8 protein-coding genes are annotated in these 11,504 nt (G+C 46.4%); 4 read left to right on the top strand and 4 right to left on the bottom strand.

Going from position 1 to position 11,504, the window contains the following annotated elements; translation table 11 throughout:
• Nucleotides 1-25: 25 nt before the first annotated feature.
• The 3 genes from QUA23_RS08785 to cutA all read left to right on the top strand — a co-directional run bounded on the left by QUA23_RS08785 (nucleotide 26) and on the right by cutA (nucleotide 4,282).
• Nucleotides 26-2,536, top strand: coding sequence for a VIT domain-containing protein (locus QUA23_RS08785; RefSeq protein ID WP_333073915.1), 2,511 nt, complete (start codon nucleotides 26-28; stop codon nucleotides 2,534-2,536).
• Nucleotides 2,537-2,788: 252 nt separating this feature from the next.
• Entirely contained in the window at nucleotides 2,789-3,688 is a 900-nt protein-coding gene (locus QUA23_RS08780; RefSeq protein ID WP_333073914.1) for a pentapeptide repeat-containing protein, read from the top strand.
• Between the two features lie 273 nt (nucleotides 3,689-3,961).
• The gene (gene cutA, locus QUA23_RS08775) at nucleotides 3,962-4,282 is read left to right on the top strand and encodes a divalent-cation tolerance protein CutA (RefSeq protein WP_333073913.1); all 321 of its coding nucleotides are present in this window, start codon (nucleotides 3,962-3,964) and stop codon (nucleotides 4,280-4,282) included.
• Between the two features lie 67 nt (nucleotides 4,283-4,349).
• Here cutA and QUA23_RS08770 read toward each other — a convergent pair whose 3' ends face one another.
• A complete protein-coding gene (locus QUA23_RS08770; RefSeq protein ID WP_333070813.1) occupies nucleotides 4,350-4,889 on the bottom strand; it encodes a DUF2231 domain-containing protein in 540 nt (179 codons plus the stop codon).
• A gap of 51 nt (nucleotides 4,890-4,940) precedes the next feature.
• Nucleotides 4,941-5,219 carry a hypothetical protein gene (locus QUA23_RS08765; RefSeq protein ID WP_333070811.1) on the bottom strand — a complete coding sequence of 93 codons (279 nt, stop codon included), beginning with the start codon at nucleotides 5,217-5,219 and terminating at the stop codon, nucleotides 4,941-4,943.
• Nucleotides 5,220-5,431: 212 nt separating this feature from the next.
• Here QUA23_RS08765 and QUA23_RS08760 point away from each other — a divergent pair, with 212 nt between their 5' ends.
• Nucleotides 5,432-6,634 carry an FAD-binding oxidoreductase gene (locus tag QUA23_RS08760; RefSeq protein ID WP_333073912.1) on the top strand — a complete coding sequence of 401 codons (1,203 nt, stop codon included), beginning with the start codon at nucleotides 5,432-5,434 and terminating at the stop codon, nucleotides 6,632-6,634.
• A gap of 4 nt (nucleotides 6,635-6,638) precedes the next feature.
• On the opposite strand, the gene QUA23_RS08755 is transcribed toward QUA23_RS08760, so the two are convergent.
• Together QUA23_RS08755 and QUA23_RS08750 are read right to left on the bottom strand one after the other, a co-directional pair.
• Entirely contained in the window at nucleotides 6,639-7,757 is a 1,119-nt protein-coding gene (locus tag QUA23_RS08755) for an ATP-binding protein (protein WP_333073910.1), read from the bottom strand.
• 4 nt (nucleotides 7,758-7,761) lie between these two features.
• A complete protein-coding gene (locus QUA23_RS08750; protein WP_333073909.1) occupies nucleotides 7,762-11,469 on the bottom strand; it encodes a PAS domain S-box protein in 3,708 nt (1,235 codons plus the stop codon).
• Between the last annotated feature and the right edge of the window lie 35 nt (nucleotides 11,470-11,504).

Below are 11,504 nucleotides of genomic sequence, written 5' to 3'. Positions count from 1 at the left end.
CTCAAGTCTGCTAAAAAAAACAGCTATGAAGTTTGTCTGCGTTCTATCCCCTCAACGGTTGCTTTCTACTGGTATGGCATTGCTCGCTGCGATCGAGTGTGGCGCGTGGCTCGCTCCAAATGGGGCGCGGGCAAAAGCTCCTGGGGAAAATTATTCGTCTGTGTCGCCGAAAATCCTCGCTAGTAACGATGTTAATTGCAATGGGGCGCGATCGCCCGAAACTAGCTGTCGAGTAGGCGGTTTGTTCGTCAAAACTCCCAATACGACTCAAGAACAAGTCTTTCCTCTCAAGCAGACTGAAGTTAAAGCCAAAATTGCTGGCAATATCTCCCGCGTCGAAGTTGTTCAGAAGTTTGAAAATCCTTTTCCCGAATCTATAGAAGCTGTTTATATATTTCCTTTGCCCGACGAAGCGGCAGTGGACGATATGGAAATTAAAATAGGCTCACGAATTATTAAAGCTGATATAAAACTGCGCGAGGAAGCTTTGGAAATTTACGAACAAGCCAGAAAGCAAGGCCGGACTGCTGGTTTGTTGGAACAAGAACGCGACAATATTTTTACTCAGTCTCTCGCTAATATCAAACCGGGAGAAAAAATTGAAGTTACGATTCGCTACACCGAAAGTCTCAAGTTTGCTGGCGGCGATTACGAATTTGTGTTTCCAATGGTGGTAGGGCCGCGCTATATTTCGGGAAATACGATCCCCCCCAACCCCCCCTTAGCAAGGGGGGGCTATAGTTCTGGTGCCGATCGCATTAACCCGCCTGTCTTGCCTCCCGGAAGGCGATCGGGTCACAATATCGCTGTTTCGGTTGAAATAGATGCTGGAGTTGCGATCGGCGATGTCCGCTCTACTTCCCATCAAATTACAACTGACCGCAGCGGCAATATTGTACAAGTCCAATTAGCCAATTCTGACACAATTCCCAATAAAGATTTAATTCTGCGCTATGGAGTCGCGGGCGAAAATACTCGGGCAACTATTTTGACTCAATCAGACAAGCGGGGCGGTCATTTTGCTACTTATTTGATTCCGGCATTAAACTACAAAACTAATGAAATTGTACCTAAAGATGTCGTGTTTCTGATGGATACTTCCGGTTCTCAGCAGGGCGAACCGCTGGCAAAATCTAAGGAGTTGATGCGCCGCTTCATTCAAGGGCTGAATCCTAACGATACTTTTACTATTATTGATTTTGCCAACACTGCGCAAGCGCTTTCAACAACTCCTTTAGCAAATACTCCAGAAAATCGACAAAAAGCAATTAATTATATCGAAAAATTGCAGGCAAACGGCGGTACTGAACTGCTTAACGGCATTCAAACAGTTATGAATTTTCCGGCGGCGGCAACGGGAAGGCTGCGGAGTATTGTACTAATTACTGACGGTTACATTGGTAATGAAAATGAAGTGCTGGCTCTGGTTCAGCGGAGTCTGAAACCGGGAAATCGACTTTATAGTTTTGGTGTCGGCGGTTCAGTGAATCGGTTTTTGATTAACCGTTTGGCGGAAGTGGGAAGAGGCACTTCTCAGGTAATTCGTCATGATGAACCGTCGGCAGAAGCGGCAGAAAAGTTTTTTCGTGAAATTAATAGTCCGGTATTGACTAATATTCAAATTAGTTGGGAAGGAATGGGGGAAAAACCGCAGATTTATCCGATCGCACCCCCAGACTTGTTTGCTAGTGGGCCGCTGGTTTTGTTTGGCAAAAAGACCGATCGAGCCCCCGGCCAACTTCGCATCCGCGGCACTCTTGCAGGTGGCAAAGCTTACGAGCAAGTTTTACCTGTTAATTTTGCTAAATCCGGCGGGCGGCAGCGGGAGTCAACTTCAGTCGCAGCAGGCGCTACGGATTTTGGCAATCCGGCGGTAGCTCAACTTTGGGGGCGATCGCGCATTAAAGATTTAATGAATCAAATGTTTGCTGGAGAGACTAAATCTCTGGTGGAAGCTGTGACTAATACTGCTCTGACTTATCGCTTGCTGTCGGAATACACGGCTTTTGTGGCTGTGAGCGAAGAAGTGCGAGTCGAACCAGATGGAACTCGTCGCCGCGTGCAAGTGCCTGTGGAATTACCGCAGGGTGTCAGCTATGAGGGTATTTTCGAGTCCGAGGCGGCTGAGCCAACTAGAGGCGGCTCTCCCAGCATTACCTCGAATCGCCACTCGGCACCCGTGAGTCCAACTCCTGCTATGCCGCGGCAGCGAACTTACGGTGAGTTGCCAGCCCCGAAGCCTTTGACTTCTCGCCTTCAAGTAGTTAGCGCCGAAGGGTTGGATGCCGGGGCGATCGCCGCTTTGACTCAATACCTGCAATCGGTTAATCTCCCGGCGGGGGTTAGCGGTGAAATGGTGTGGGAGTTATCGGTACAAGACGGCCGTGTTGCCCTAGTGGCGATCGACACTAAAACCTCAACGCTGCAAGCAACAGACGCCGTAGAGACTCTCAAGAGAGCCCTGAGTTCCTGGCAACCTCCTGCAGGGTTCAAGGGCACGCTGCGCCTGAAGTTGCGAATTACGGTCGATCCTTAAGCAAGGACTATCTATGTCACAAAACATTAACTTTTAATTCAAAAATACCGAAAGCGCGATCGCTACCCCGTGGAAGATATAAAATCTTTATTAAGAGATTGCCTTTAAACAGAAAGTGATGTTAATGAAATTTATACCGTTTGAGGCAAACGCTAAAACAGTTTCCTTTCTGAAACAGTTTCCTTTCTGAAACAACCTTAACAGTAAAGATTTCTGGATCGAAACCCCCAATCATAGAAGGTATGATGCCCTATGGAAGTTAGTGAACTGCTCAACAATTACGAAAAAGGACAAAGAGACTTTACTGGAGCCGATCTCAGCGGGAAAAACCTCAGCGGAGCAATCTTAATCGGAGTCAACCTTTCGCGAGCTAATCTTTCCGGGGCGAACCTCAGCAGGGCGTTTCTCACCAAAGCAACACTCAACGATGCACAGATGCAAAGAACAAATCTGACTTTTGCCAAAATGGGCGAAACCCAACTTTCGGGTGCAGATTTGACAAAAGCTAATTTGAGTGGAGCTTTTTTGGTAAAAGCAAAATTGCCCAGAGTAAGGTTAAGCGGCGCAACTTTAACTAGCGCAAACCTGCGGGGCGCTGTGTTGTGGAATGCCAATTTGTGCAGCGCCGACTTGCAATTAGTTAACTTGCTGGGCGCGAATCTGACGGCAGCTAATTTTAACTGGGCCAACCTTTACGGTGCAAGGCTCAATAGTGCAAAACTTTTTGGAGTTCAATTAACCGGAGTCAGTCTGCGGCGAGCGCAGTTGACAGGGGTGAATCTCTGCGGTGTAGATTTAAGCGGCATTAACGTGAGCGAAGCTAAACTCATGGGAGCTAATTTGGAAGGCTCGAATTTGGTGGGGGCGAATTTCAGCGCGGCTCAGTTGCGTGGGGTGAAGTTGGCGGGTGCAAACTTAACCGGCGCTAAGTTGAGGGGAAGTTGTTTGAGAGGGGCAAATCTGAATTGGGCAAAGTTGTGTCAAGCTGATTTGATGGCTGCAGATTTGAGCGAGGCGACGTTAATAGGAGCTAATTTAGATAATGCTTTGTTGGCGGGAGCTATTTTGCCGGAATCTACTAGGCGCTATTTTGCTTTAGCTGGGGCTGGCAAAGTCAATTCTTGGGAAGTTACGGAAATTAAAAATGGTTAATGGGAAAGGGGGAAGTTGGAAGTGGGGAATTGGTAATTGCGTATCTGAAGTGGATTTTTGAGCGGGCATCCCGCCCAACCCCTACTCCCCCCAATAATTTCCTCCAACTTGACTGTAAAATTTAGATGCGACACGATCGATTAAATCCGGTAACTAGAATTATTAAAAGTGGTAGATATCCTCGCCGGAAAGGGCATTGCTCTGTAGCTACAAAGAATTACGCTCAAGGTTTTCTGTTGAAATCAATTCTTTAATCTCAAATCTAAAATCGCTATGACTGTTAATTTTGGGGTGGTGCTGGTAACTGCTGCATCGGAGGCGGAGGCGGAGAATCTCGCTAAAAATTTAGTTGAACACAAGCTGGCTGCTTGTGTGAGTTTGTCGCCAATTCGCTCTATTTATACTTGGCAAGGCGAGATTCATGCCGGGTCAGAGTGGCAGTTGGTGATTAAAACTGATATGGCTAGATTTGAGGCTTTAAAAACAAAAGTTCAGGAACTCCATTCCTATGAAGTTCCCGAAATTATTGCTATTCCTATTATCGCTGGCAGTGATGCTTATCTCAATTGGCTGGGAAAATCTTTAAGTTTGTAGTCAAGACTTTAGTCCTAAAGTGTCAAATGAATAGGGACGAAAGTCCCTACTACAAATGCTCAGGAACCTAGGAATTATGACTTGTAGGGCCAATGACGCCGATTTTGTGGCGAAAACTTAGTTCGCCGCCGAACCAGCCTGTAATGCCCAGCAAGGTTGCCACGACGATCGATATTGCTAAACCTGTATATACGATCGGCTCAGCCGGATTACCTTGTCGCAACACCAGGTTAATCAGGGTAAGTACCATAACCGCCACATTACCGCCCATGTGCAACCAGCCAGCACTGCGCTCGCGCACTCTTTTAACTTTGAAAAAATCTAAAAAGCCCGTGATTGCTGCCAAAATCCCCGCTGCAAAACCGACACCCATCAGCCAAACCGAAGCTCTCGCCCAAAACGGATCGCTTGTGAGCCAATAACCGATGTCCGTGCCCGCGGCTCCTACTAAAAAGGCGACCGGAAAGATGACGATGATGGGGTGGATGGGATGGCCTGCAACTGAAAGCGTACTCGTAATGCCGGCGTCGCGATACTCTCTGTCGTCACTTTCTAGAATCGGCGGAATATTCGGATAGGGGGTACTATTTCTTTGATTTGTTTCCATGATTTCTAGCGATTAATTTTGTACAACAAAGCCGTTTTTATTGGATTGAACTTAATCCCAAATCCGCTCGCCATTTTCGTCAACGCGGGCCTGCCGAATTACGTCAGAAATTTCGTCGGCGTCTTTGACGTGGTGCAAAGCTTTCTTTTCCCCATCGGGTTCTTCTACGATCACATAAGTTGGAACTGTAACAACATCGCCCGTGATGTCTGGCACGTGGTCTACCGCCAGTTGCTGGGCTTTTTCTTCGATGCTTTGCGGTTCGTCGGAAATGCGATCGCCCGGATTGACAGTGCGTTCCATATCTTTGCCTGGTTTGTCGATACTCATAAAAACCTCTCTGGTATTTCTAATTTTTTGCTGACTCTAATTCCTACTATTGAACGAAAAATATCTCTACGCAAACATCTCCCGACGGGTGGAAGTTTCAGTTATGCCGATCGCAGGCAGCCTCTTCCTGTAGGTAGAGGTTTTTCGGCTGGTTCGGAAAAAAACCTAAGCTAAAATCTAAGCATGATATTTTCCTTCCCTTTGAGTTGCCCATGAAAAGTTACGATTGGATTGTTGTCGGCGGTGGCATTACTGGTGCATCACTGAGTTACGAACTGGCAAAAAAAGGTTTTGCTGTGCTGCTTTTGGAACGAGATGCTGCCATGCAAAATGCTACTCGTTTTAGTTATGGTGGCTTGGCTTATTGGTCGGGGACGACTGATTTAACTCGCCAATTGTGTCAAGAAGGTATCGAACGCCACCGCAATTTATCGGCGGAATTAGATGCTGATACTGAGTTTCGCGAGTTGGATTTGTTGCTGACAATTGATGCGGGCAATGATGCCGAAAAAGTGGCGGCTAATTACGCGCATTTTGCGATTGTTCCGCAGCTTTTGAGTGTTGCAGAAGCTGGCGAGTTGGAACCTTTGCTGAATAAAAGTGCGATCACCGGAGCTCTGACTGTGCGCCACGGTCACATTTCGCCGACTGCCACAAATAAAGCTTATTGTCAAGGGTTTCTCCGGTTGGGAGGAACTATAGAATTTGCTGAAGTAATTGGGTTTATAGAAGAGGGAAACCGGATTTCGGGAGTCAAGACGGCGCAGGGAATTTATCGCGGTGAAAATGCTGTGGTTTGTGCTGGAGGTTGGAGTCGGAGTTTGCTGAAGGTGGCTGGTGTTTCTGTGGGAGTTTATTTTACTCGCACGGAGATTTTGGAAACTGCACCTGTGGATTTGAAACTCAGGACTTTGGTGATGCCTGCGGTATTAAAACGTTTTGAATTGGAAGCTGAATCGAGTAGAATTGAGGTGGATTTTCTTTGGGATGAACCGGGTAAAGAGTTACAGCCGCCGATTTTAGATGCGGGTGCAATTGGGTTTAAGGATGGGAGTTTGCGGATCGGGCAATTGTCGCGCACTTTGAGCGATTTGAATGCTAAAGTCGATCGCGAAACCAGCGAAACGGCAATTCGTGCAGGAATCAGCAAGGTTTTGCCCGATTTGGCAGGTTTACCGGCAACTTGGCACGAGTGTAGTGTGGCATTTAGCGCTGATAATTTGCCTGTAGTGGGGCCGATTGCTGATCGCTCTGGATTGCACGTTTTTTCCGGTCTCAGCAATCCTTTGGTGATTGTACCTGCTTTGGCTGAGCGATTTGCGAATGCGGCGGGGGGAGAAGAAGATAGGGCGATCGCGCTTTTGTCTCCCAATAGATTTATCGCAGAAGGAAGAAGGAAGAAGGAAGAAGGATAGATGACTAATGACTACTGACTAAAAAAGGCAGCGCGACAATAAATGTAGTACCTTTGTCGATCGCACTTTCCACACTTATTGTACCGCCGTGCAGGTCAACTATGTGTTTGACAATGCAAAGTCCCAAACCCGATCCTTTAATCTTGCCTACATTAGCACCCCGTTCAAACTGCTGAAATAGTTTTCCTTGATATTCGGGTGTCATTCCAATTCCCTCATCTCGAACGCACAAAATTATTTGTTCGTTTTCGCAGCTTAAGTCTAAACTGATCTTGCCACCGTTGGGAGAATATTTAATGGCGTTTGAAAGCAGATTAGTCAGAAGGTGGTGCAGTAGTTTAGCATCGAGATTGGCGTGCAGCGGGTTTGTGTGACTGCGGAAATATACTAGGTGTTTGTCGGTGACGATAGGTTGCAGTTCTTCTAAAATAGAATTGCATAAATCCGTCGCATTGATCGGATTTAAATTTAAGGAAATTTTGCCTGATTCTGCTTTGCTAAGCATTAAAATATCTTCCAGCAACCCACTCATATTACTGACGGCTTTTTTAATCCGATCGACATTTTTATTGCTAGTTCCGGGGGTTCTCTCCAAGTGGCTATCTTCTAGCATTTCAGCCGATAACTGTATGGTAGTTAAAGGAGTGTTTAAATCGTGGTAAGCCATTGAAATAAAGCGCGATCTATTTTCGCTTTTTTCGGCGGCTAATGCCATTATTTTTTTCAGACTGACTGCTTCTTGATGTTTGCTGAGTGCTATCTTGATAGTAGCGTGCATTTCTCTTTCTTTAAAAGGTTTGAGGAGGTAGCCGTAAGAACCAGTATTTTCGGCTCGCTGCAAAGTTTCGTCGTCAGCATAGGCAGTTGTATAGATAATTGGTATATCTAGTTCTTGATTAATTATTGCTGCTGTTTCTATGCCGTCAATGTCGCCTTTGATAACTATATCCATTAAAATTAAATCAGGTCTTAGTTCGCGGGCGCGCTGGATGGCATCCGCTCCTGAAGAAACTATATCGGCGATTTGATATCCCAATTTTTCTAATTTTGGGGATAAATTCTTAGCAATTAACAGTTCGTCTTCGACAATCAAAATAGTAATTGTTTTTTCGGCAAAACTCATATTATTACAATCTTTGAAAGTAGTTTAACTCGTTAAATTTTAAGTGAAATGATGTACCAAATTCTCTGGATATTTCGATGGTTCCTTCCAACTGCTCGGTTAAAGTGCAGACAACTTGAAACCCCATCGACTGAGTTTTCCGAAAATCTAAGTTTTGAGGAAAGCCAATGCCGTTGTCCTTAACTAAGAGGTTGATTTCTTGATCACCCGTTTGATAACATTCTACACTAACTGTACCAGTTGTGCCATCAGGAAAAGCGTGTTTCAGGGTATTTGAAACCAACTCATTGGCAATTAAACCGCAGGGAGTAGCGGTTTCAAGATTTAGGGAAATTGGTTCAGCTAATACCTGCAACTGAATTTGGTTGTTGCTAATGTTGTAAGAGTGAAACAAATTACTTACCAAATCTTCAAGATATTCACCAAAATTAATTTGCGCTAGGTTAGTCGAACGGTACAGTTTTTCGTGAATCAGAGCCATAGAATAAAGGCGATTCTGACTTTCTTCAAACATTTTGCTTACTTGCGGGTCGGCAACTGTGTTTGATTGCAATTCTAACAGACTGGCAACTACGCAGAGGTTGTTTTTGACGCGGTGGTGAATTTCTTTGAGCAAAATTTCTTTTTCTCTGAGGGAGTTTTTCAAATTTGCTTCTGCTTGTTTGCGATCGCTCAGTTCTGCTTGCAGTTGCTGGTAAAGTAGAGATTGCTGAATGGCGAGCGCCAATTGATTCACCAACTGCTGAAATAAATTGATTTCCCATTCTTTCCAATCACGAGGGCCATCGCATTGGTGGGCAATCAGCAATCCCCAAAGTTGGCTGTGCTGAATAATCGGCACTACTAACTTTGCCCTAACTTGAATCTGTTTCATAAACTCCATCACACAAGGTGTAATGCTAGGAGAATCTAATTCGGAAATTGCACAAATTCGCCCTTGCAAATAAAGCTGATAACTGTCAGGCGGAAAAACCTCTTCGCCAAAACATCTATCTACGAGTTTGCTGCATCCTTCTGCCACGGCTTCAGCAATTACTCGCCCGCCGCTTGTGGGTAAAAGTTGATAAACCAAAACTCGATCGGCTAATAATACTTGCTGGAGTTCCGCAACCGTGGTGTTGAGAATTTCCTCTAATTGCAAAGACTGGCGGACACGGCGGGCGATCGCCTCCACAAGCCGTTCTTGCTCGAACTGCTGCCCCCTAGCGAGTTCGGCGTATTTAGAATTGCTGATATCAGCGGCGTAACCAATAATTTCGATCGGAATTCCCGTGCTGTCAACCAATAGTTTTAGTTCCGTCCTTAGCCAGCGGTAAATTCCGTCTTGGTGTAGAAAACGATACTCGGAAATGCAATTTTTTTCCTCGGACAAATCCGAAAAGTTTACTAAAAATTGTGGCCGATCTTCAGGGTGAATCCTGCTAGACCAAAATTTACAATCTGCTAACAATTCTTGGGGGTTGTAGCCAAAGATTGTCTGAACGTTGTCGCTGATGTAAGTAGTACAAAAGTCCCCCATCGGTGCGGCTGTAAAAATTACCGCAGGATTAGAACCCAGCAAAAATTGCAGGCGTTCTTTTAACTGCTGAAATTCCATTTCTGCCCGCTTACGATAACTGATATCTTCGATCGCCCCCATGCTGTAGAGAGGAATGCCCTCGCGGTCGCGGATCAGCGTCACCGTCAAGTTTGCCCACATCAGCTCGCCATTCTTCTTAATCAAGCGTTTTTCCCTTTGGAAGCGAGCAATCTTGCCCTCGACCAACTGCTTGACTTCCTCTACATCTGCTTGTAAATCTTCGGGATGCGTGAGTTCAGTAAAAGTCATGGTAGCCAACTCCGAATCGCTGTAGCCCAACATCTGGCGGTGAGCTTCATTTACTTTGATCGTGCGGAAGTCGCGCAGGCTTGCCAAACCAAGCGCGATCGGAGCATCGTCAAATAAGTTGCGAAACTTTTCCTCGCTCTTTTGCAGTGCAGCTTCTGCCTGTTTGCGAGCGGTAATGTCTCGGGCGACCCACATCACCCGATCGAGCTCCAGTGGCGAAATACTGGCATCAAACCAGAATAATTTGCAGCCAATTTCCATGCTGTACTCAACTCTGTGGGTTTGCCCAGATGCCAATGTTTGGCGAATGTGAGTCAGGGCAAAATTAGCTTCCGCTTCTGGGAATATTTCGGCAAGGGTTTTGCCCAGCACTTCAGAAGCGGGTTTGTACAGCAGTTCGGGAGCCGTGGGGGCGATTTTGAGGTAGCGGCCGCTTGCGTCGAAAACCAGCACGATATCCGTCATGGCGTTAAACAGCGCCAGCAGTTCGGCTTCGGATTTTTGGAGTTTTTCTTCGGTCAATTTGCGCTCGGTAATGTCGGTGTCAGTGCCAGTCAGGCGCAAGGCCTTGCCAGAAGCCGATCGGATCGCGCTGCCGCGGGCAAGTATCCAGCAGGTGCTGCCGTCTTTACGCAGCATCCGGTGTTCTACTTCATAAATTTCTGTCACACCCTTTAGATAAGCATTTACTGCTTCCTCGACTGCAACTCGATCGTCGGGATGAACGTGAGACGCCCAATTTTCCATGCGGTTAGGAATCTCTGCGTCCTGATACCCCAACAAAGCTTTCAAAGACGGAGCAATATAGATTTCGTCGGTTTCCAAATTCCAGTCCCAAACCCCCACTTTGCCTGCAGATACTGCCATTTCGTACCATTGTGTCCGCTGCTGCACTCTCCGTTCTAACTCTGCATTGAGCTGCTGCAAAGCGATTTCTGCTTGTTTGCGATCCGTGACATCCCGGCCTGCAGCTTGATACTCGACGATTTGTCCGCTCTCGTCGAATATCGCCCGATCGATCCACTGCTGCCAGCGAATTTCCCCGCTCGGCAAAATTACTTGGTGCTCGCAGGTAAAAATAGGGTTGTCGGGAGACACAAAAGTATATTGCTGTTGAAAAATTTCTCGGTCTGCTTCTGGCAGCAGGGACAGGAAGCATTTGCCGAGTAAGTCGAACGCCTGCAGGCCGAAATAACGGCAGTAAGCTTGATTGACAAAAGTTATTTTACCGTCTGGGAGGTAGCGGCAAATGAGTTCGGTTTGGTCTTCCACAATCGCCAGGTAGCGCGCCTCGCTCTGCCGCATGGCATTTTCGGCTTTTTGGCGATCGCTGACTTTTTCTAGTTCACAATTGCCTTCTAACAGTTCGCATTGTTCCTGGAGTTTTGCCACTTCTTGATTCAGTGCCTCGATCCAGCTATACATTGCTGGGCGAATCCTTTTTTCACTGACTATACCTACTGGCTGACCCCGCTCATCTACAATTGGCAAGCAGTCGATCGAGTATTGACAAAATAGCTTAAATGCAGTAATAAGATCTGTAAATTCTGATTCTTGTAAGACAATTAAATTCCGCGTCATTGCGTCGGCAACTTTCATGCCTGGCCATCCGTATTCGGCCGCGGCTAAGTTCAGCACATCTTCCGGGCTTAGCAGTCCGACTAGCTGATTTTCATCGACAACTAAGACGCAACTAATAAATGCTTTTACAGTTTCGTTTGAGTCGGGAAATGCAGGTGAATGAGGCAGTGGGCAAGGGTTGCTTGTCCGACGCATCAGGGCGATCGCCTCTGCGAGCGAAGTTGAGGACCCAACCGTGGCCGGGTGGCGATCGACAGCTTCGTCGGGCGATCGTAAATTGGCCGACAAATTAGCAAGTTGCATTAGTCTTGGTGAAAAAGAATTGTTAATTAACTTTA

The sequence above is a fragment of the Microcoleus sp. Pol1C5 genome, from assembly GCF_036701115.1.
GTDB lineage: Bacteria > Cyanobacteriota > Cyanobacteriia > Cyanobacteriales > Microcoleaceae > Microcoleus.
The sequence above is the reverse complement of the archived record's forward strand: the minus strand, read 5'-3'. Positions and strand labels throughout refer to the sequence as shown.

Excerpts from the sequence above, each read along its gene's own strand:
- QUA23_RS08785 (WP_333073915.1), top strand. The coding sequence starts at position 26 with ATGAAGTTTGTCTGCGTTCTATCCCCTCAACGGTTGCTTTCTACTGGT.
- QUA23_RS08780 (WP_333073914.1), top strand. The coding sequence starts at position 2,789 with ATGGAAGTTAGTGAACTGCTCAACAATTACGAAAAAGGACAAAGAGAC.
- cutA (WP_333073913.1), top strand. The coding sequence starts at position 3,962 with ATGACTGTTAATTTTGGGGTGGTGCTGGTAACTGCTGCATCGGAGGCG.
- QUA23_RS08770 (WP_333070813.1), bottom strand. The coding sequence starts at position 4,889 with ATGGAAACAAATCAAAGAAATAGTACCCCCTATCCGAATATTCCGCCG.
- QUA23_RS08765 (WP_333070811.1), bottom strand. The coding sequence starts at position 5,219 with ATGAGTATCGACAAACCAGGCAAAGATATGGAACGCACTGTCAATCCG.
- QUA23_RS08760 (WP_333073912.1), top strand. The coding sequence starts at position 5,432 with ATGAAAAGTTACGATTGGATTGTTGTCGGCGGTGGCATTACTGGTGCA.
- QUA23_RS08755 (WP_333073910.1), bottom strand. The coding sequence starts at position 7,757 with ATGAGTTTTGCCGAAAAAACAATTACTATTTTGATTGTCGAAGACGAA.
- QUA23_RS08750 (WP_333073909.1), bottom strand. The coding sequence starts at position 11,469 with ATGCAACTTGCTAATTTGTCGGCCAATTTACGATCGCCCGACGAAGCT.